This window comes from Neisseria perflava (genome assembly GCF_019334725.1).
GTDB classification, from domain to species: domain Bacteria; phylum Pseudomonadota; class Gammaproteobacteria; order Burkholderiales; family Neisseriaceae; genus Neisseria; species Neisseria subflava_A.
Genome location: NZ_CP079818.1, coordinates 908,096 through 929,394 on the forward strand (window position 1 = coordinate 908,096; position 21,299 = coordinate 929,394).

Sequence of the window (21,299 nt, forward strand, 5' to 3'; positions counted from 1 at the left end):
ACCAAAAATCTTATTATATCCGTTTGATGTTGTTAGTTTTGAAGCACCAAACTTTGGTGGGCGGGGATGCCCACCCTGAGGTTTTTAAGCCAAGAAGAACCCGTTATCCGGCAGCTTGCCGCCCAAGAGTTTCGGGTTGAACTGCATCAGAATTTCGTAAAACTTCAAAATCTCGTTCTTCACTTCGCTGCCTTTGGTTACCGTCAGCCGCGCACCGTCTAAGCCCATGACCAGGGCGGGTTCGGGGGCGGGGAGGTAGTTTTTGCCGATTTTTGCCGCGCTTTGGCGGTTGGCAAGTATCCAGTTGAGCGCGTTTTTCAAATCCTGATGGAAGATGTCGAACTGCGCCTTGTGCGCGTGGAAATATTCTTCGTTGGCGATGATGCCCGCCATCGGAATCAGCGGTTTGGTGTCAAACGCCTGCCCCCATGCCTTCACCAAATCAAAACTGCGCACGACGTTTACGCCCATGGTTTTGCCTTTGAGTATGCTTGCGCTTGCCATCGGTTCGGGCAGGATGGCGGCGTGGTAATCCTTGCTCAAAAACAGCCCCACCGCTTCGGGCGGCGTGGCGGTGTAAGTGATGCCGACTTTGTGCGCGTCGATTTTCAGTTTTTTCAACAAGGCTTGCAGCACGATGTCGGGCATGTCGTTTTTAAACGGTACGAGGATTTTTTTGCCGACCAAATCCTGCGGCGAGGTAATCGCGCTGCCTTTACACATCAGCTGCGTGATGCCGTTGGTCAAAATATTGACCATGCCGACTTTCTGCCCTTGGTTGCGCAGGTTTACGCCGACATTGCTCGGACTCATCATGACTTTAAATTGTCCGCTTGCCACGCCTGCACGCAGTTGGTCGGGCGAACGCCAGATTTTCAGCGATACATCTGCCTGCTTCGCCAGCTTGCCTTGCAACGCCGCTACGGCGATGGTAACGCTGGGCATTGCCGGTGCGCCGTATACGGTAAATTGTTCTTTACCGGCTGCTAACAATGAAGGTGAAACGCCTGCGGCTGCCAGCGCGGCGGTCATTTTTAAGAAATCGCGTCTTTTCATATCCATTTTTTATCTCCTAATTCTTAATAAGCCAATGCAGGCATTCTTTCAAACGGCCTGATTTTAAAATGCCGCATGCAAACTCAACCAATATGTCCTGCCCGGTGCATACACGACACTGGGGGATAGAGCGAGGACGTGGTCGCCGCTGATGTATTCGGCGTATTTTTTGTTGAACACGTTGTTCACGCCCAGGCGTAAGCCGTATTTGTCTTTGAAGTTTACGCCTGCGTACACGTCGGCAACGGTAAAGCCTTTGGCGGCTTCGCGTTTGTCTATGCCCAAACCGCTTGCGGCATCAAAATCGCCGCGCGTTTGTTTGGCGACAAAGCGTGTGGCGGCGCCGATGTTGTAGCTGCCGTGGGCAAAGTAATTTTTGTAGTCAGCTTGGACGGTTGCTTCAAACGGACGGATTTGATAGAGCGGCCTGCCGTCGGTTTCATTGTGTCCGTAGTTGTAGGCGGCTTTGATGCCTGCCGCCCAATGCGGATTGAAGTTGTAACGCGCATAGGCCTGAGCGGTAAACAATCGCGCGTCCACGTTGCGTGTGATGATGCCGCCGCCTTTGGAGGCCGTACCGCTTTGTCCGTGGGCGCGGTCAAAAATAATCAAGTCTTTGACTTTATCTGCTACAAGCGTGCCGCCTACGTTCCAGCCCGCGCCTGCCAACGAGTTCATGTAGCCGTTGTAGTAGTCGTTGCGGCTGTCGGCGGTGAGCTTGATGCGGTTGTGTTTTTCGGTTTTCAGCAGGGGATTGCCTGCGATGGCGGCGGCTGGGTTTTGGTTCATCAGCATGCCGTTCATGCGGTTTTGTACGATGGCGGCAAGCGAGTTGAAGCGTTCAGTGTTGTCGCCGATTCGTTCTAAGTGAGCAAGGGAAACGCTGTATTTTTGCGTTTCAGACGGCGTGAAATCGTATTTGAGTTCACCGGAGAAGGCATGACGGCGAACTTTGCCGTTGAAGTCGTAGCCGTAATGGGTTTTCCAGATTTGTTGCGATGAGGCGAAGGCAAGGTTGCGGTTCATCGGATGGGCGGGCTGCGCCGTATTTTTGCGTACGTCCGCTTCGTTGATTTCGTAGCTTAAGCCCAAGCCTAATTTGTGTCGGTCGTCAAATTTGTAGGACAGGGTATCGGCGATGCGCCAGCGGTCGATATGCACATCGGCGAAACGGTAGCCGTTGAGGAAATCGCGCATGGCGGTGTGGGTGTTGCGTTCGCCGTTTTGGCTGTCGTTGCGGTAGCTGACGGCGGCGGTGTTGTGGAATTTGCCGAAATCCGCGTCGTGTTTGAGCGAGAAATCATATACTTTGCGGTCAAGTTCTACGAACACTTGCTGCGGCGTGTTATTTGGGCGCAGGGAGTAATTGTCGGCACGGCGTTTGAGTTTGATGACGCCTGCTTCTGCGCTGACCGTATTGCTCAAATCGGCATTGCCCCAACGTGCGTTGAGTTTGGCGATATGGCGTTCGGTGTCCAATGCATCGTTGACGAACTGCGGCTGGCGGTCGTTGTTGATGTCGTCGTGTAGGTAGGTGAGGCGGTATTCTTGATTTTCAGACGGCACGAAACCGAGTACCAAAGCTTGATTAAAACGGCTGTATTTCCAATCGGTCTGATTGCCGTCGCCGTCTTTATAGCCGTTGGCCTTGGTGTGATTGAGGTTGGCCACGCCGTACACTTTTGCCCCACGCGCTTGCGCGGTAACGGAGTTGTAAAAGCTTTTGCCGTAGAAGCCGCTGTTTGCTTTCAACGGACGGAAGGCTTGGTCTATGTTTTCGGTAACAAAGTAATGATCGCTGCGGTCGGTGCGGTCGAATTGGTTTTCGGGGAAATAGCCTTGTGCGGCGGTCGGTGCAATCGGTTTGGGAGGGGAGAAGGTTTTGACAGGCTGGATTTCATCAGGGTCTGCCAAGGTTTCGGCAAAACCGTTTGCGGCGGCAAAACTGCTCATTAACAGGTAAACCAAATGTTTTCGTTTCATCTTCATCTCCTGATAATCATTTTTATTCATTATGCTCTTGGAGAGAAGCAAAGTAAAGAAACGATAAGGTATTTATTGTCGATAAATACCTAGCGCAAAATACAAATCGGCAAGGAGGAAAATTTTTAGAAGAGGGGAGCGGCGGCGCAGGATGTATTTGCTCCGAAATCGGGTTTTATCTTCTATTAATATTTCAGGTTGATAAAGCAAAAGGCCGTCTGAAAACCCCTCCCTTTTCAGACGGCCTTTTGCTGGGTATAATAAATTTACGAATCATTATTATTTCTGTTTAAATATAGGAGAAATGCATGAGTACCCGTACCGAACACGACACCATGGGCAATGTTGAAGTCCCGTCCGAAGCCTATTGGGGCGCGCAGACCCAGCGCAGCCGCAACAATTTCAAAATCGGCGGCGAAACCCTGCCGCAGCCGTTGATTTATGCTTTGGCGCTGGTAAAAAAAGCCGCAGCCGCCACCAATGTCGCCCTCGGCAGGATTAAGCCTGAGCAGGCGGATTTGATTACGCAGGCGGCGGACGACGTGTTGAACGGCAAGCTCGACGGGCAGTTTCCATTGGTAGTGTGGCAGACCGGCTCCGGCACGCAGTCCAATATGAACATGAACGAAGTGCTGGCGAACCGCGCCAACGAAATCGCCGGTACGGGTTTGGCGGCGTACCAGCCCGTCCATCCTAACGACCATGTGAACCATGCGCAATCGACCAACGACGCATTCCCGACCTCCATCCATGTCGCCGCCGCGATTGAAATCAACCGCCACCTCATTCCCGCCGTCCAAGCCCTGCGCGACACATTGGATAAAAAAGCCAAAGAATTTGCCCCCATCGTCAAAATCGGCCGCACCCACTTGCAGGACGCGACGCCGCTGACTTTGGGACAAGAATTTTCCGGCTACGTTTCCCAGCTTGATCACGGCTTAGGCCGTCTGAACGACGCGCTCAAAGGTTTGTACGAACTCGCTTTGGGCGGCACGGCGGTCGGCACGGGTTTGAACAGCCATCCCGAATACGCCGAAAAAGCCGCTGCCAAACTTGCCGAATTGTCCGGCCTGCCGTTTGTCAGCGCGCCGAACAAATTTGAAGCCTTGGGCGGACGCGATGCCGCCGTTGCCGCTTCGGGCGCACTGAAAACGCTGGCGGCAAGCCTGAACAAAATCGCCAACGACATCCGCTGGCTGGCAAGCGGTCCGCGCTGCGGTTTGGGAGAAATCAAAATCCCCGAAAACGAGCCGGGTTCGTCCATCATGCCGGGTAAAGTCAACCCGACCCAATGCGAAGCGATGACCATGGTGTGCTGCCAAGTGTTCGGCAACGACGTCACCATCGGCATGGCGGGCGCATCGGGCAATTTCGAGCTGAACGTCTATATGCCCGTTATCGCTTACAACCTCTTGCAATCCATCCGCCTGTTGGGCGATGCGTGCAACAGCTTCAATGAAAACTGCGCCGTCGGCATCGAACCCGTACCGGAAAAAATCGACTATTTCCTGCACCATTCCTTGATGCTGGTTACTGCGTTAAACCGCAAAATCGGCTACGAAAACGCCGCCAAAGTCGCTAAAACCGCCTACAAAAACGACAAATCGTTGCGCGAAACCGCCATCGAATTGGGCTTGTTGACAGGCGAAGAGTTTGACGAATTGGTCGTTCCTGCCGATATGGTTCATCCGCGTTAAGCTTTAATAATGAAACATGCCGTCTGAAAATGTTTTCAGACGACATGTTTTTATGCTGCGGTTTCCTTTTCCTCAAATAGGGTAAAAATCATTGGCAGCAGATTGATGCCCATTAGAAACATTATTGAGCTCAAAAATGTACGCCAGGCGTAATGCCACGCTTCCTTTCTGTCTGCTTGAGGTAGGAGCGATGCAGAATAGCGGTTGTGTAGGGTTTTTGCGGTGTCATTGTTTTCCAAATAGTCCAACGAAAGTACCAATAATTTGCCCGTGTCCTTGTGTTGTAAGAATTTGGCATGTTCAACCCAGATGCCCGGCTTGGCGTATTCGCATAAAGATTCAATGCCGACGCAAGAGGCCAAGCTGTTTTGGTTGTTTTGCAAAATCGACAACTCGTTTTTTTCAGCCTGCATGGTGGCGGCGGAGGTTTGATGAAGGTATGCGCTCATGCCGTTGCCCTCTATTGCTTGAAAATCATGGAGATGGCTGAATCCGCCATTTTCCCAGGCGACGAATAAGGCATAGCATCCGCTGAATAGGCAGATCATAGCCAATTTAAAGACAATATTTTTCATCCTTGCTCCTTTTGTTTGAAGACGGCGGCAAAGTCAGGAGGCGTGTTTTCTCGTTTGAAGGTAAGTTTAGGTTTTATCTGTTTTTATTGTGAGGTTGAGTGTAACACGGGTAATCAAAAGGCCGTCTGAAAATTTTCAGACGGCCTTTTATTGTCTGTTTAGATGGGTTTAAGCCAATATTTCACGCCAGCGTTTAACTTGGAAACGGACTTGTTCAGGCGCGGTGCCGCCCAAGTGGTTGCGCGCGTTTAAGCTGCCTTCGGGTGTCAGCACGCTGTAAACATCGTCGGCAATCAAACTGCTGAAACCTTGCAGGACTTCAAGTGGCAATTCGCTCAAATCAACGCCAGCTTCATCAGCATGGCGCACGGCTTGGGCAACAACTTCGTGGCTGTCGCGGAAAGGCATGCCTTTTTTCACCAAGTAATCCGCCAAGTCGGTAGCCGTTGCAAAACCCTGCATTACGGCGGCGCGCATATTGTCAGGTTTGACGGTCACGCCGCGCATCATGTCTGCGTAAATGCGCAGGGTGTCGATAAGTGTATCGGCAGTGTCAAACAAAGGCTCTTTGTCTTCCTGATTGTCTTTGTTGTATGCCAAAGGTTGCGATTTCATCAGGGTAACCAGGCCGATCAGGTGGCCAATCACGCGACCGGATTTGCCGCGCACAAGTTCGGGTACGTCGGGGTTTTTCTTTTGCGGCATGATGGAAGAGCCGGTGCAGAAACGGTCGGCAATATCGATAAAGCCGAAACGCGGGCTCATCCACAAAATCAATTCTTCGGAAAGACGGCTCAGGTGAACCATAATCAGAGAAGCGGCAGCCGTGAACTCAATGGCAAAATCGCGGTCAGATACGGCATCGAGCGAGTTTTGGCAGATTTGCTCAAAGCCCAACAGTTCGGCGGTAATTTCGCGTTGAATCGGGTAGGTGGTACCGGCAAGGGCTGCAGCGCCGAGCGGCATACGGTTGACGCGTTTGCGGCAGTCGGCCATGCGCTCGAAATCGCGGCCGAGCATTTCAACATAGGCGAGCATGTGATGCCCGAAGCTGACCGGTTGGGCAACTTGCAGGTGGGTAAAGCCTGGCATAACGGTTTCGGCGTTTTGTTCCGCCAAATCAACCAAGGCCGTCTGAAGGTTTTGAATCAGGCTTTGAATAACGGTAATTTGATCGCGGAGCCACAGGCGGATGTCGGTAGCAACTTGGTCGTTGCGGCTGCGGCCGGTGTGCAGGCGTTTGCCGGCATCGCCGATTTTGTCGGTGAGGCGGCGTTCGATGTTCATGTGGACATCTTCCAAATCCAGTGACCAGGAAATCGTTCCTTCTTTGATTTCTGCTATAATCTCGGCCATGCCCTGACGGATGGCGGAGAGGTCGTCTTCGCTCAAAACGCCCGACTGTGTCAGCATTTGCGCATGTGCCAGCGAGCCTTGGATGTCCCATTCTGCCAGTCGTTTGTCAAAATCAATCGAGCCGGTATATTTTTTGACCAGCTCGGAAACAGGTTCGTTAAAACGGCCTGACCAGGTTTTGTCCTTGCTCATATCAGCATCCTTAAAATATAAATAAAAAAACAGGGTCTACGTCTTCAATATAGCAGACCCGTCTATACATTATGAAAGAAAACGGTTGAAATCATGTCTATTATACGTCAAATAAACCAGAATTTCGCAGTGCCGGATTTGCGCAATTCCGCAACTCTGGTGCGCCTGCTCATTGTTTTGTTAATCAGTTTGTTTATCTTTCCGTTGATGACGGTATCGGGTGTGCCTTATCCGGAACAGATTTTCCAACATTTTTCATGGGCTTGTCCCGTCATCCTTTTAATTTTACTTAAAGTCTATTTCTTACAGGCATTTGCGCCGTCCTTGCTTCGCTCGCAGTACAGCGTTGTGGTTTCCTACGTCTCCAACCTGCTGATTTTCTTGTTTGTCGATTTAGTGATTTTGAAGACAGAGATTTGGCCGTTGATTCAACACTTCTTCTTGCTGACCTTTTTTTGTTTCAGTTTTATGTACATCGAAGCGGCCCGCCGAAACAGCCTTGCACCTTCCATTTCCGAAGCCAGATTGAGCGCGTTGACAGCGCGTATCCGTCCGCATTTCTTGTTTAACAGCCTGAATGCCGCCATCAGCTTAATCCGTCTGCGTCCGTATGATGCGGAAACTTTGCTGGAGAATCTGGCCAATCTGTTCCGCGCGCAACTGCGCGACGGTAGTCAAAACAGTACCTTAGGGCAGGAAATCGAGTGGGCGCAGGAATATATTGCCATCGAGCAAATCCGTATGGGACATATGCGCGTACAGGTTATGTGGCAACACCATGCCCCCGACGATGCAGAAACGCCGCATCTGCTGCTACAACCGCTTTTGGAAAATGCCGTATTCCATGGTGTCGAATCTATCCACCGTCCAGGGATAATTACGGTATTAACAAAATTGGAAAAATCATCTATTTTCATCAGTATCGAAAATCCGTGCGGAACGGAACCTAACGAAAATACCAAGCCGCATAAAGGCAATTCTATGGCTCTGCGCAATCTGAAAGAGCGCCTGACTTTGATGTATGACACCGACGCGAAAATCAGAAACATCCAATCAGACGGCCTGTTCCGCGTTGAAATCATATTGCCGTACCGTAAAAAATCAGCCGAAGTTTCCCGTCTGTTTGGCTAAAACGCATAGAAGAGGGCGGCTTTAGATAGGTTAGACTATTAACACATTAAATAAAATAGTTTAAATTTATTACATTCAGTAACATAACTGTTCCCATTTTTTGAAAACTGGTCTATGATGCTTAAAAGGATTGTTTACAATCTTTAATTGCAAATCATTTGCAATTGCCCAGAAGAAAAAACAGAAAAAGGAACAAAGAGATGTTAGAAGCCTATCGTAAAGCCGCCGCCGAGCGCGCCACCCTTGGTATTCCCCCCCTTCCTCTGACTGCTCAGCAGACTGCTGATTTGGTTGAGCTGCTGAAAAATCCACCTGCCGGTGAAGGTGAGTTCTTGGTTGAGCTGTTGGCTCACCGCGTACCGCCCGGTGTGGACGATGCCGCCAAAGTTAAAGCCTCATTTTTGGCAGCCGTTGCGGAAGGCAGCGCATCCAGTCCGCTGATTTCCCCTGAGTATGCTACCGAGCTGTTGGGTACCATGCTTGGCGGTTACAACATTCATGCACTCATCGAACTCTTGGACAACGACAAACTTGCGCCTATCGCTGCAAATGGTCTGAAACACACTCTGTTGATGTTCGACTCTTTCCACGATGTTCAAGAAAAAGCCGAAAAAGGCAACAAATACGCGCAAGAAGTATTGCAATCTTGGGCAGATGCCGAATGGTTCACTTCTCGCGCCAAAGTTCCAGAAAAAATCACTGTTACCGTCTTCAAAGTCGACGGCGAAACCAATACAGACGACCTCTCTCCTGCACCTGACGCATGGAGCCGTCCTGATATCCCTCTGCACGCGCTGGCGATGTTGAAAAACCCGCGCGACGGCATCAATCCCGACAAACCGGGTGAAGTTGGTCCGATTAAATTGTTGGAAGAACTCAAAGCCAAAGGCCATCCCGTTGCTTATGTCGGCGACGTGGTCGGTACCGGTTCTTCACGTAAATCTGCTACCAACTCCGTGATTTGGCATACAGGCGAAGATATTCCGTTCGTACCGAACAAACGTTTCGGTGGCGTATGTCTGGGTGGCAAAATTGCTCCTATTTTCTTCAATACTCAAGAAGACTCCGGCGCATTGCCGATTGAAGTCGATGTATCTGCTCTGAAAATGGGCGATGTCGTCGATATCCTGCCTTATGAAGGCAAAATCGTGAAAAACGGCGAAACCGTTGCCGAGTTCAGCCTGAAATCTCAAGTCTTGCTGGACGAAGTGCAAGCCGGTGGCCGTATTAACCTGATTATCGGTCGCGGTCTGACTGCTAAAGCACGCGAAGCACTGAAACTGCCTGCTTCTACCGAATTCCGTCTGCCTCAAGCGCCTGCTGAAAGCAAAGCCGGTTTCACCTTGGCTCAAAAAATGGTTGGCCGTGCCTGCGGTTTGCCAGAAGGCAAAGGCGTGCGCCCAGGTACTTACTGCGAACCACGTATGACTACTGTCGGCTCGCAAGATACTACCGGTCCGATGACTCGCGATGAATTGAAAGACTTGGCTTGCTTGGGCTTCTCAGCAGATATGGTAATGCAGTCTTTCTGTCACACCGCCGCTTATCCAAAACCTGTCGATGTGAGAACCCATAAAGAATTGCCAGCCTTCATTTCTACCCGTGGCGGTGTGGCTCTGCGTCCGGGCGATGGCGTGATTCACTCATGGCTCAATCGTCTGCTGTTGCCTGATACAGTCGGTACCGGCGGCGACAGCCACACCCGATTCCCTATCGGTATTTCTTTCCCTGCCGGCTCCGGCTTGGTTGCTTTCGCAGCAGCCACAGGCGTAATGCCGCTCGATATGCCTGAGTCCGTATTGGTACGCTTCAGCGGCAAACTGCAACCGGGCGTAACCCTGCGCGATTTGGTGAACGCCATTCCGCTGTACGCGATTAAACAAGGTTTGCTGACTGTTGCTAAAGCCGGTAAGAAAAATATCTTCTCCGGCCGCATCCTCGAAATCGAAGGCCTGCCTGATTTGAAAGTGGAACAAGCCTTTGAATTAACTGACGCGTCTGCTGAACGCTCCGCTGCAGGCTGTACTGTGAAGCTCAATAAAGAGCCGATTATCGAGTATATGAAATCCAACATTGTGTTGATGAAAAACATGATTGCCAACGGCTATCAAGATTCGCGCACTTTGGAACGCCGTATCAAAGCCATGGAAGCATGGTTGGCAAATCCTGAATTGCTCGAAGCGGATAAAGATGCCGAATACGCTGCCGTGATTGAAATCAACATGGACGACATCAAAGAGCCGATTATTGCCTGCCCGAACGACCCCGACGACGTATGTTTCATGTCCGAACGTTCCGGCACCAAAATCGACGAAGTGTTCATCGGTTCTTGTATGACCAACATCGGTCACTTCCGCGCTGCTTCCAAACTCTTGGAAGGCAAGAGCGATATTCCTGTGCGCCTGTGGGTAGCGCCGCCGACCAAAATGGATGCAAAAGAATTGTCTGACGAAGGCCACTACGGCGTACTCGGCCGTGCCGGCGCGCGTATGGAAATGCCGGGTTGCTCATTGTGTATGGGTAACCAAGCACAAGTACACGAAGGCGCGACTGTAATGTCCACGTCTACCCGTAACTTCCCGAACCGTTTGGGTAAAAACACCTTTGTTTACCTCGGCTCGGCTGAGTTGGCAGCAATCTGCTCCAAACTGGGTAAAATCCCGACTGTTGAAGAATACCAAGCCAATATTGGTATCATTAACGAGCAGGGCGACCAAATCTACCGCTACATGAACTTCAACGAAATCGATAGCTACAACGAAGTAGCCGAGAAAGTAAATGTTTAATGTAACAAGGTAAACCGATTTTCAGACGGCCTTAAATAATAAAGGCCGTCTGAAACGGAAAAATAAAGGGCGTGTTCATCACGTCCTTTTTATTTTAGGTTTAATAAAAGGCCGTCTGAAAGATATATTTCAGACGGCCTTCTAGTACAAAACAGCGTGGTTTATTTTACGCCAAAACCAGGTTGGAGTAGGGCGCAAGGCTGACGCTCGTGACGGCCGCGACGTGTTCTGCCGGCAATTTTGCCGCAGACAATACCCGGATCGTTTTTCTCTTCTGCTTTTTTCGAGTTTTTGTCTGATTTATTTGCGTATTCGTTGCGTTTGTTTCTATCTTCGCGGCGAGAGCGGCTGTCGTTGTGCTGAACCGGTTGCGCTTCGGCTTCATATTGATTGTCGATGCCCCACCAATGCGGCTCAAAGCCTTCGATGCGTTCCACATTCAAATCGCTACCGGTCAGCTCTTTAATAGATTCAAACATTTTCTGTTCGGTTTTATCCATCAAGGAAATGGCAACGCCGTCAGCACCGGCCCGGCCGGTACGTCCGATGCGGTGGACGTAGTCTTCAGGTTGGGTTGGCAGCTCGTAGTTGATGACGAAAGGCAACTCGGCAATATCCAGACCGCGCGCGGCAACGTCGGTGGCAACCAAAACGCGTAATGTACCTTCTTTAAAGGCATTGAGGGTTTCCAGTCGGCTTTGTTGGGATTTGTCGCCGTGGATGGATTGGGCGGCAATGTTGCGGCGAACGAGGTCGCGGGTAACTTGATCGACGCTTTGTTTGGTTTTGCAGAATACAATGACTTGATTCATATGCAAATCAACAATCAGACGTTCGAGCAGGTTGCGTTTTTTGAGTGCATCAACGGCAATGATGTGTTGCTCGACATTGGCGTTGGTGGTGTTTTGCGCAGCCACTTCAACCATTTCAGGCGTGTGCATAAAATCTTGCGCAAGCTTGCGGATAGGCGGTGAGAAAGTGGCGGAGAAAAGCAGGGTTTGTCGTTGTTTGGGCAACATCTGCATGATTTTGCGGATATCGTCGATGAAACCCATATCAAGCATACGGTCGGCTTCGTCGAGTACAACGATTTCAACTTTGTTTAAATTGATGTTTTTTTGTTTGACGTGGTCGAGCAGTCGGCCAACCGTAGCGACAACGATTTCGCAACCGGCGCGCAAGTCGGCAGTTTGTTTGTCCATATTGACGCCGCCGAAGAGGACGGTATGGCGCAAAGGAAGATTTTTAATGTATGCCTGCACATTTTGGTCAATTTGATCGGCCAGTTCGCGGGTTGGGGTCAATACTAACATGCGGACAGGGTGCATGGCAGGGGAGGTGCTGGATGTGGCGTAGCGTTTCAGGCGTTCGAGGCTGGGCAGCATAAAGGCGGCGGTTTTACCTGTGCCGGTTTGTGCTGCGGCCAAAAGGTCGTGTCCTGCCAAGGCTTTAGGAATTGCTGCGGCTTGGATAGGCGTCGGGTTTTCATAACCCTGATCGGTGAGGGCAGAGACTAATTCGCTGCCTAAACCGAGTGAAGAGAAAGGATTCATGATGGTGGCTTTCTGTTCAGACGGCCTTTTGAATAATGAGGCCGTCTGAAAAATCTGATTCTGAAATGGATAAACCGCAGTATGATGTTGATTCTGCGGTTTGAAAAAATGGGGAGCGGAATAATCCGTCAAGTAGTCCATTATGCCATAAAAAGAGGGACTCCCCAAATGATGGTTGCGATTAGCAACAGCCACGTTTTGATATTTTTACAGTGAAAAAAACAGAAAAAATGACTGGTCTGCAAGATTTTGAGTTTATTGAGGATTAAGCATTTGTCTTAACTTCAATAGAATTAATTTATCAAAAACTTACAGGTTGAAATGAAACTAAATTGCACTCATGTACTCAATATTGAGGTACAGAGCTTGTTTTGTAGCCTGTATCTCCCGTTTAACGGTAAACCATAAAATCAAAATTTAGGAATATATAATTATGAAAACTTTATTAATCGCTCTTGCCACCGGTAGCCTGATGTTGGCAGCTTGTTCTTCTTCCAAACCTGAAGAAGCGGCAGCGCCACGCATCACTGTTGAAGAAGCGATGACTCAATGTCAACAAGCATCTGGTGAAAATGCTGATCGTGCTGTATTTGATGCTTGCATGAAAGGCAAAGGCTATCAACGTACAGCTGAATCAGTTGCTTCCGATCCTGCTGCGAGCCTGTAGCTGATTCTGAAACTGCTGTTCCTGCTAAAAAAGCAGCTGTTAAGAAAGCAAAAAAATAAGCTTCATAAAATTCAAGGCAGTCTCGTTCATCAATACTCCGGATGAAAGCAGGCTGTAGAGCAACTTGAAGACAAAGGCCGTCTGAATATGTTTCAGACGGCCTTTGTTTTTTCATGTATAAGGCCATTATTCAAAGATATGCTTTTGGTTTTATTAAAAAATAAAAAAGACGTGTAACGGTTACACGTCTTTTTTAGAGAATGATCCTTATTGCTTATATTCGCTGCCGTCTTCACGGAAAAGTTTTGGCTGATCGCCTTTTTCCACGACCTCTTTATTGATGACGACTTTTGCTACGCCTTTCAAATCTGGCAGGGCGTACATGGTGTCCAAGAGGCAACGTTCGACGATAGAGCGCAGGCCGCGCGCACCGGTTTTACGTTCCATCGCCAGTTTGGCGATGCTGCGCAAAGCATCTTCTTCAAACTCAAGGCCGACATCTTCCATTGCAAACAAGGTTTGATATTGTTTGACCAAGGCGTTTTTCGGTTCGGTCAAAATGTTGACCAAAGCATCTTCGTCCAATTCTGCCAATGTGGCAATCACGGGTAGACGGCCGATAAGCTCGGGAATCAGACCGAATTTAATCAAGTCTTCAGGCTCGACTGTTTCAAACAGGGCTGAAATATCGGCGTTTTCATCTTTGCTGTGTACCGCTGCACCAAAGCCGATACCGCCTCTTTCAGTACGTTGTCGGATGACTTTTTCCAAGCCGGCAAATGCGCCGCCGCAGATAAAGAGGATGTTGGTGGTATCAACGTTGATGAATTCTTGGTTCGGATGTTTGCGGCCGCCTTGAGGGGGAACGCTGGCTACCGTGCCTTCAATCAGTTTCAGCAAGGCTTGTTGCACACCTTCGCCGGATACGTCGCGCGTGATGGATGGATTGTCGCTTTTGCGTGAAATTTTATCGATTTCATCGATATAAACGATGCCGCGCTGGGCTTTGTCAACGTCAAAATCACATTTGCCCAAAAGTTTGGTGATGATTTGTTCGACATCTTCACCGACATAACCTGCTTCGGTCAAAGTTGTGGCATCCGCCATAACAAAAGGTACATCCAGTTTGCGCGCCAAAGATTGCGCCAACAGGGTTTTACCTGAGCCGGTAGGGCCGATAAGCAGGATATTGGATTTGGACAATTCCACTTTGCCCTCTGCTTTTGGATGGCGCAGGCGTTTGTAGTGGTTGTAAACCGATACTGCCAACGCTTTTTTTGCGTGTTCCTGACCGATAACGTGGTCGTTGAGGTTGGCAACGATTTCGGCTGGGGTAGGCAGTTTTTTCTCGGTGTTTTCTGCTTTCACTTTGGCAAGCTCGTTTTCAATCTCGCCGGATTCGTTGTCTTGCAGCATCATGCCGCAAGTTTCTACACATTCATTGCAGATGAAGGCGTGTTCGCCTTCGATCAGATTTTTAACGTCGTTTTCGGACTTCCCGCAGAATGAACAGGTGCGTTTTTCTTCAGACATAATAATTTCTTCGTATGGTTGTATGGAGGCTGTGTTGTAAAGGGGGAACAGATATTTCGGGCGTATTGCCGGATTGAGGGAATGCCTCTGACAAAGGAGCCTAAGTATAATGACTATCTTGTGTTTTTTCAAATCAGAGCAGGCATTGCGCCGTATCGTCTAAGAAACAGATGCGGGCGCTGGATTTGAATATCTCGCAAACAAACGCAAAGTTTTCTCAACTCGCTTTACAATTAGCGAAAAATTTAACAGAATGTTGAATTAAATGTATTTTTTTGAATTGGCAGATATGAAATTCTATAAAACTTTAGGAATGGTATGGACAGGTGTGGCATTGGCCTTTGCTTCCGCGTCTGCCGTTGCCGATGATATGGATGTATTGGGACAATTTTTGGAGCAAAATTTCCCAGTACAAAATGACCCGATGGAAGCTTTTGCGTTGAGTCATGCCGACCAAGTCGAAGCTCAAGCCGCTTTGGCAGGCCCTCTGCTGTCTTCGCAATCTGCTCTGATTTTCAATAATAAAACCGGTGAAGTGCTGTATCAGAAAAACCCTGATCGTGTCATGCCGATTGCCTCTATTTCCAAATTGATGAGCGCGATGGTGGTTTTGGATGCGCATCTGGATATGAACGAGCCGATTACGATTACCGAGGCTGAAATCGACCGTTTGAAAGGTACGGGCAGCCGTTTGAGCATCGGCACGACGCTGACACGCGGCGAACTGTTGCACCTGAGCCTGATGAGCAGTGAAAACCGTGCTACTCATGCATTGGGCCGTACCTATCCGGGCGGTATGAGCGCGTTCGTTGCGGCCATGAATGCCAAAGCACAAAGCCTGGGCATGACCAGCAGCCGTTTCTATGAGCCTACCGGTTTGAATTTCCAAAACGTTTCTACTGCACGCGATTTGAACCGCATGGTTGCGGCAGCCAGCAAATATCCGCTGATCCGCAAAAATTCTACTTCAAATTACGGCTCGGTTTGGACGGCAAACGGTCGTCAAAACTACAAAAACTCCAATGCCTTGGTGCGTGAGGGCAGCTGGAATATCGAATTGCAGAAAACCGGCTATATTCGTGAAGCAGGACGTTCTATGGTGGTTAAGGCCAATGTACAGAATCAGCCGATTACCATTGTATTGCTCAACTCTCCGTCTTCCACAACCCGCGTGAACGATGCGCGTAAGATTGAGTCTTGGATGCTGCAGCGCCGTTCTTAAATATTACGCTTAAAGGCCGTCTGAAACCGTTCAGACGGCCTTTTGTGTAAAGGGTATTAAATTTGGGTACAATGTCGTTACATTAATTTTAAAACACAGAGAGAAAACATGTTGAAAAAATGGAATAAAAAATATTGGGCCGGTATGGGTGTGATTTTGGCGTTGACCGGCTGTACTTCTGTAGCGGATATGGTTGGCTATGATACTGCGACTTTGAATGAAGATGCTGCCAAAAGTTACTCACAAGTCATTCAAAACGCGCGTGGTCAAAAAGCTTTGGATGTTTCATCTCCAACTGCTCAACGCGTTCAACGCGTGTTTGCACGTCTGCGTCCTCATGCTGAGCGCGCCAACAAAACCGGCGTGCCTTTCAACTGGCAGATGAACGTTATCCGCAGTGATGAAATGAACGCATGGGCAATGCCAGGCGGTAAAATGGCCGTGTACACCGGTATAGTAGAGAAATTGAAGCTGACTGATGATGAAATTGCCGCCGTTGTCGGCCATGAAATGACCCATGCTCTGTTGGAACACAGTAAAAAAGCCTTGGGCGGACAAGTATTGACCGGCTTGGGCGGTTCGATTTTGGCCAGCTCAACCGGTGTGGATGGTGATTTGGTCGGCTTGGGTGCAGATTTGTTGGCAACCAAACCGTTCTCACGCCATCAGGAAAGCGAAGCGGATGCCGGCGGTGTGCGTTTGATGGCTGAAGCAGGCTACAACCCTGAGGCTGCGGTAAGCGTGTGGGAAAAAATGAACAAAGTACAGGGCGGCAGCTCATTGTCTATTTTGTCGACCCACCCGACCAATCAGGCGCGTATCAATGCAATCCGTAAAATGTTGCCTGAAGTAATGCCGATTTATCAGAAAAACAAGCGTTAATTCGATGTATTGATGATTTTGCCGGTTTGAACAGATGATTCAAACCGGCAAAATTTTATGGTTTCAGTCTGACAGTTTGGCAAATTTATCCCAATTTGCCTGAACGTACGCTGCTGCGGTTTCCAAGTCTTCATCGACAACATCATAATAATCGCCGTCGAGTTCTTCAAAATCAGGGAAGTTTTTACGGATTTCGTCAAAATTTCGTTGTTCGTCTGCCATTTTTTCAATGGCTTTGCCGTGTTTTTCGTACAAGGCTTTGGCTTTGTCTAAGATTTTCGGTATCGGTTTGATGCGCCAGCGGCGCAGGCTGTCGGCAACCGGGTTGCCAAAGATGTATTCTCCGTATCCTGAAGCGATAAGCTGTACGAAGCCGCCTTCTTGAACTTGGCTGTCGAGGTAGCAAAGGGCGGTCAATGTATGCTGTTCGTCGTTGAGGCCGGACATTTCCTCGTCGCCTGCCTGTTCGGTGTGGTCCAAATAGGCTGCGCTGAGTGTATAAAGAAATGAGGCGGAATCGGAAGTATCGAAATCTTGAAGGCGGAGCAGGGTAGTCATCATCATCAAAGGCCGTCTGAAAAAAGTGATTATATAATGTTTTCAGTCTGAACCTAGCAGCCGTTTTGCTTTACAATATCGGAAGATAAGAAAACATAGTGAGGAACCAAACCATGAGTACACAGTCTGAAAAAAACGTTGTAGTCATCAAACCGCAGGATTTGCCGCTGCATTGCTCCGGCCCTAATCATGAAACATGGAACGGCCATCCGCGCGTGTTCTTGCCGATTCAGTCCAATAGTGAGATTGAATGCCCGTATTGCGGCACTTATTACCGTCTTGATGGCGAGATTCCGCATCATCATTACTAATCTATGTCTATGTCGAACAAAATCATCTGCGCTTTGTGCGTGAGTTTGTGCGCTGCGTGCGGCTCGTATAAGGCCGTGCGCCCTGACGCGCCGTTACCGGTCATTGCACAGGCGCAGACGTATTCTGTCCGTTATCAATCCGCACAAGGTCGGACGATTACTGCAATTTATATCAACAGCCACAGCCCGATGATGGTTGAGCTGCGTGAAGGCAATACGGTTGAGAAACTGGTGCAAGTCCGCTTGCGGAGTCAGGGCGTCGAGTACGCCAATCCAAGCTCGCGTTGGCAGATTGGCGACGGGTTTGCCGTACTGATTCGCGGCGGAAAAGAAGTTGTATTTAAAGAGATTGTGGAATAGGGCGGTTTAGCCTTTAGTCAAATATTTGATTAAAGGTTTGGGCAAACCATAATCCGCCAAATGTTCCAATGATACCCAAAGGCCGTCTGAAAGATGTTCAGACGGCCTTTGTTGCGTCTGAAAAGGGGTAATCATCAATAAACGGTGGGTTAGGCGGTGGGTAAACGTGGTTTGTTCTTCAAGGCCGTCTGAAATAATGCCGAAGCGTTCGGCGTAAGCATACAAATCGTCTAATTTTTCAAAACAGGGTACGCAATACAGACCGCCCCAAATGCCTTTGGCAGGGCGTTTTTCAAGCAATAATGCGCCGTCAGTGTTATGGATAATCAGCCAGTAAAGCGGTAGGGTTTGCACTTCGGGAGCAGTTTTTTTGCGGGGAAGCTCGTCAATGCGGTTTTGTTTTTTTGCTTCGCAGATGTCTGCCATAGGGCATTGATGACACAAAGGTTTTGTCCGTTTGCAGACGGTTGCGCCTAAATCCATCAGCCCTTGTGTATAGGCAGGCATATCGGCGTTTTCAGACGGCAGCAGGCTTTCGGCAAGTGTCCAAAGCGAATTTTCAAATTTTTTATCTTGCGGATTGCCGTCTTGGGCAAAGACACGGCAGAGAACGCGTTTGACGTTGCCGTCCAAGATGGTTTCTCGTCGGTTGAAAGCAAAGGCAGAAATGGCGGCAGCGGTACTTCTGCCTACGCCGCAGAGCGACTCCAAGTCCTTGCGTTCGGATGGAAAGATACCGCCGAATTGTCCGATGACTTGTTGCGCGGCTTTGTGCAGGTTGCGTGCGCGGCTGTAATAGCCCAAGCCTGCCCACAAGGATAAAACCTCGTCTTGCGGCGCAGCGGCAAGCGATTGCACGGTTGGGAATTTGGCTAAGAAACGCGGATAGTAGTCCAATACGGTAGCAACCTGTGTTTGTTGGAGCATGATTTCTGAAAGCCAGACGGAATAAGGGTCTTTGACCTGCCAAGGCAAGTTGTGACGGCCATGCAGCCGTTGCCAATCGATGAGTCGTCGCGCGAAGGATGTGGGTGTGTTCATTAATATTTACTTTTTAATTATTCATTTTTAAAACATAGTGTTACACTATAACATACGAAATAATAGTCAGGATTGACTTATCTGGTGGAGGGGTATATAAATATAGTTAACGTGGATTTACGCTGTATTGTTAAAGTTTATTAACCGATCAAGGAGATTCACATGAAAGCAATGGTTTATCATGGCGCAAACGACATCCGTTTCGAAGAAAAACCTCGTCCTCAAATTATCGATCCGACCGATGCAGTCGTCAAAATCGTTAAAACCACGATTTGCGGTACTGACTTGGGTATTTGGAAGGGTAAAAACCCTGAAGTTGCCGACGGTCGTATTCTCGGTCATGAGGGCATCGGTATTGTAGAAGAAGTCGGCGACGCTGTAAAAAACATCAAAGTTGGTGATAAAGTCATTATTTCATGTGTCAGCAAATGCTGTACTTGCGACAACTGTAAAATCCAACTTTATTCACACTGCCGCAACGGCGGTTGGATCTTGGGCTATATGATCGACGGTACGCAAGCCGAATACGTCCGTACGCCTTATGCCGACAACAGCTTGGTTCCGCTGCCTGACAACGTCAACGAAGAAGTTGCCCTGCTGTTGAGCGATGCCTTGCCTACCGCCCACGAAATCGGCGTGCAATATGGCGATGTGAAACCTGGCGATACCGTATTCATCGCCGGTGCCGGCCCTGTCGGTATGTCTGCGTTGCTGACTGCGCAACTGTATAGCCCTGCCGCCATCATCGTTTGCGATATGGATGAAAACCGCTTGAAACTGGCGAAAGAATTGGGCGCGACCCATACCATCAACCCTGCTTCCGGTGATGTGAGCAAGCAAGTTACCGCTATCGTCGGCGAAGACGGCGTAGATTGCGCCATTGAAGCGGTCGGTATCCCTGCGACTTGGAATATGTGTCAAGACATCGTGAAACCCGGCGGTCATATCGCAGTGGTCGGTGTACATGGTCAATCCGTTGATTTCAAACTGGAAAAACTGTGGATTAAAAACCTTGCCATTACTACCGGCCTGGTTAACGCCAATACCACCGAAATGCTGATGAAAGCCATTTCCAGCAGCTCAGTAGATTACACCAAAATGATGACCCACCATTTCAAATTCAGCGAATTGGAAAAAGCTTACGATGTATTCAAACACGCTGCTGAAAACCAAGCCATGAAAGTAGTTTTGGAAGCGGATTGATTTGAAAATCGCTTAATATGCCGTTAATTAAAGGCCGTCTGAACATTCAGACGGCCTTTTTGTATGGTTTTATTTTTTCTTCTTCAACCAAACGCCGCTTTCGATATGGTGGGTAAATGGGAATTGGTCGAACAGGGCGGCGCGTTCAATGGTATGGGTTTGACAGAGCGTGTCGAGATTGGCGCGCAGGGTCTCAGGGTTGCAGGAAATATAGAGGACGTTGTCGAATCGGGCCACCAATTTGAGCGTCTCATCATCAACACCGGCGCGTGGAGGATCGACAAAAATAGTTGAAAAGTCATAGTTTTTCAAGTCGATGCCTTGTTCTTGCAGGCGGCGGAATTCACGGTTTTGCGTGTAGGCCTCGGTAAACTCTTCCGCAGACAGGCGGGCGATTTTAAGATTGGTAATTTGGTTGGCTTCAATATTCCATTGGGCGGCGTTGACGGAAGTTTTGGAAACTTCGGTTGCCAGCACCTGATTGAAATGTTGTGAAAGCGGCAGGGTAAAATTGCCGTTGCCGCAGTACAGCTCAAGCAGGTCTTTGCCTAAGTTTTGTGCTGCATTACACGCCCACGTCAGCATTTTTTGGCACACTTGGGCATTGGGTTGGGTAAAGCTGCCCTCGATTTGACGATAGCAGAAGGTTTTGCCGTTGACTTCCAATGCTTCGGTCACAAAATCTTGGCTCAATACGATTTTTTGTCCGCGGCTGCGGCCGATGATGTGGATGCCCAAATTGTGCGCCAGCTCTTGCGTGGCTTGTTGCCATGCTTCGTTCAGCTTCTTGTGGTAAATCATGGTTACCAGCATTTCGCCGCTTAAAGTGGACAAAAATTCGACGGCGTACCAGCGGTTTTTCAGCTCGGGATGATTGGATGCGGCTTCAATCAGTTTCGGCATCAAGGCATTGATGGATTCGGATGCGGCAGGAAATTGGTCGCAACGAATCAGGCTTGCCCCGCTTGCCTTTTGCCCGCGCTCAAACATGGCGTAAAACATTTCGCCGCCCTCATGCCAGATGCGGAACTCGGCACGCATTCTGTAATGCTGTTCCGGAGATTCAAAGACTTCGATTTCAGGGAAATCCAGTCCTTGGAAAAGTTGCTGAAGATATTGCTTTTTATCGGCTAGTTGTTGCTGGTAGGCAGTCATCAGGGCAGTCTTTCAGAAAATAATGGCGAATTATAATA

18 protein-coding genes are annotated in these 21,299 nt (G+C 49.1%); 9 read left to right on the forward strand and 9 right to left on the reverse strand.

Annotated elements, in window-relative coordinates; genetic code table 11:
* Positions 1-84 precede the first annotated feature (84 nt).
* Both LPB400_RS04370 and LPB400_RS04375 read right to left on the reverse strand, forming a co-directional pair.
* A complete protein-coding gene (locus tag LPB400_RS04370; RefSeq protein WP_219089528.1) occupies positions 85-1,062 on the reverse strand; it encodes an ABC transporter substrate-binding protein in 978 nt (325 codons plus the stop codon).
* 57 nt (positions 1,063-1,119) lie between these two features.
* Positions 1,120-3,039, reverse strand: coding sequence for a TonB-dependent receptor (locus LPB400_RS04375; RefSeq protein WP_219089530.1), 1,920 nt, complete (start codon positions 3,037-3,039; stop codon positions 1,120-1,122).
* 308 nt (positions 3,040-3,347) lie between these two features.
* Here LPB400_RS04375 and fumC point away from each other — a divergent pair, with 308 nt between their 5' ends.
* On the forward strand, positions 3,348-4,736 hold the full coding sequence (gene fumC, locus LPB400_RS04380; RefSeq protein WP_219089532.1) for a class II fumarate hydratase: 1,389 nt from the start codon (positions 3,348-3,350) through the stop codon (positions 4,734-4,736).
* Between the two features lie 50 nt (positions 4,737-4,786).
* On the opposite strand, the gene LPB400_RS04385 is transcribed toward fumC, so the two are convergent.
* Both LPB400_RS04385 and argH read right to left on the reverse strand, forming a co-directional pair.
* Positions 4,787-5,185: a hypothetical protein gene (locus tag LPB400_RS04385; protein ID WP_283122436.1), complete on the reverse strand. Its 399-nt coding sequence runs from the start codon at positions 5,183-5,185 to the stop codon at positions 4,787-4,789.
* 294 nt (positions 5,186-5,479) lie between these two features.
* Positions 5,480-6,859, reverse strand: a complete 1,380-nt coding sequence (gene argH / locus LPB400_RS04390) for an argininosuccinate lyase (RefSeq protein WP_219089536.1) — start codon at positions 6,857-6,859, stop codon at positions 5,480-5,482.
* A 93-nt stretch (positions 6,860-6,952) separates the two neighbouring features.
* Here argH and LPB400_RS04395 point away from each other — a divergent pair, with 93 nt between their 5' ends.
* On the forward strand, positions 6,953-7,990 hold the full coding sequence (locus tag LPB400_RS04395; protein WP_049331614.1) for a sensor histidine kinase: 1,038 nt from the start codon (positions 6,953-6,955) through the stop codon (positions 7,988-7,990).
* A 200-nt stretch (positions 7,991-8,190) separates the two neighbouring features.
* The gene (acnB, locus tag LPB400_RS04400) at positions 8,191-10,776 is read left to right on the forward strand and encodes a bifunctional aconitate hydratase 2/2-methylisocitrate dehydratase (RefSeq protein WP_219089538.1); all 2,586 of its coding nucleotides are present in this window, start codon (positions 8,191-8,193) and stop codon (positions 10,774-10,776) included.
* Positions 10,777-10,937: 161 nt separating this feature from the next.
* Here acnB and LPB400_RS04405 read toward each other — a convergent pair whose 3' ends face one another.
* Positions 10,938-12,332, reverse strand: coding sequence for a DEAD/DEAH box helicase (locus LPB400_RS04405; protein ID WP_219089691.1), 1,395 nt, complete (start codon positions 12,330-12,332; stop codon positions 10,938-10,940).
* Positions 12,333-12,762: 430 nt separating this feature from the next.
* Here LPB400_RS04405 and LPB400_RS04410 point away from each other — a divergent pair, with 430 nt between their 5' ends.
* Complete coding sequence (locus tag LPB400_RS04410; RefSeq protein WP_070814360.1) at positions 12,763-12,996, forward strand: hypothetical protein; 234 nt, start codon at positions 12,763-12,765, stop codon at positions 12,994-12,996.
* A gap of 267 nt (positions 12,997-13,263) precedes the next feature.
* Here the strand turns inward: LPB400_RS04410 and clpX are convergent, their stop codons facing one another.
* Entirely contained in the window at positions 13,264-14,529 is a 1,266-nt protein-coding gene (gene clpX / locus LPB400_RS04415) for an ATP-dependent Clp protease ATP-binding subunit ClpX (RefSeq protein ID WP_219089540.1), read from the reverse strand.
* Between the two features lie 313 nt (positions 14,530-14,842).
* Here clpX and LPB400_RS04420 point away from each other — a divergent pair, with 313 nt between their 5' ends.
* Together LPB400_RS04420 and LPB400_RS04425 are read left to right on the forward strand one after the other, a co-directional pair.
* Positions 14,843-15,751 (forward strand): serine hydrolase, encoded by a 909-nt coding sequence (locus tag LPB400_RS04420; RefSeq protein WP_413231328.1) that lies wholly within the window; start codon positions 14,843-14,845, stop codon positions 15,749-15,751.
* 108 nt (positions 15,752-15,859) lie between these two features.
* On the forward strand, positions 15,860-16,633 hold the full coding sequence (locus tag LPB400_RS04425) for a M48 family metallopeptidase (RefSeq protein ID WP_003745777.1): 774 nt from the start codon (positions 15,860-15,862) through the stop codon (positions 16,631-16,633).
* A gap of 63 nt (positions 16,634-16,696) precedes the next feature.
* On the opposite strand, the gene LPB400_RS04430 is transcribed toward LPB400_RS04425, so the two are convergent.
* Positions 16,697-17,191, reverse strand: coding sequence for a DMP19 family protein (locus tag LPB400_RS04430; RefSeq protein WP_219089693.1), 495 nt, complete (start codon positions 17,189-17,191; stop codon positions 16,697-16,699).
* A 113-nt stretch (positions 17,192-17,304) separates the two neighbouring features.
* Between LPB400_RS04430 and LPB400_RS04435 the strand changes: the two genes are divergently transcribed.
* Both LPB400_RS04435 and LPB400_RS04440 read left to right on the forward strand, forming a co-directional pair.
* Positions 17,305-17,502: a zinc-finger domain-containing protein gene (locus LPB400_RS04435; RefSeq protein ID WP_003745781.1), complete on the forward strand. Its 198-nt coding sequence runs from the start codon at positions 17,305-17,307 to the stop codon at positions 17,500-17,502.
* A gap of 3 nt (positions 17,503-17,505) precedes the next feature.
* On the forward strand, positions 17,506-17,862 hold the full coding sequence (locus LPB400_RS04440; RefSeq protein ID WP_003745784.1) for a hypothetical protein: 357 nt from the start codon (positions 17,506-17,508) through the stop codon (positions 17,860-17,862).
* A 6-nt stretch (positions 17,863-17,868) separates the two neighbouring features.
* On the opposite strand, the gene mutY is transcribed toward LPB400_RS04440, so the two are convergent.
* Positions 17,869-18,903, reverse strand: a complete 1,035-nt coding sequence (gene mutY / locus LPB400_RS04445; RefSeq protein ID WP_003745785.1) for an A/G-specific adenine glycosylase — start codon at positions 18,901-18,903, stop codon at positions 17,869-17,871.
* 162 nt (positions 18,904-19,065) lie between these two features.
* Here mutY and LPB400_RS04450 point away from each other — a divergent pair, with 162 nt between their 5' ends.
* Positions 19,066-20,106, forward strand: coding sequence for a zinc-dependent alcohol dehydrogenase family protein (locus tag LPB400_RS04450; RefSeq protein ID WP_003745786.1), 1,041 nt, complete (start codon positions 19,066-19,068; stop codon positions 20,104-20,106).
* Positions 20,107-20,175: 69 nt separating this feature from the next.
* Here the strand turns inward: LPB400_RS04450 and trmA are convergent, their stop codons facing one another.
* A complete protein-coding gene (gene trmA / locus LPB400_RS04455) occupies positions 20,176-21,261 on the reverse strand; it encodes a tRNA (uridine(54)-C5)-methyltransferase TrmA (RefSeq protein ID WP_003745788.1) in 1,086 nt (361 codons plus the stop codon).
* Positions 21,262-21,299: the final 38 nt, after the last annotated feature.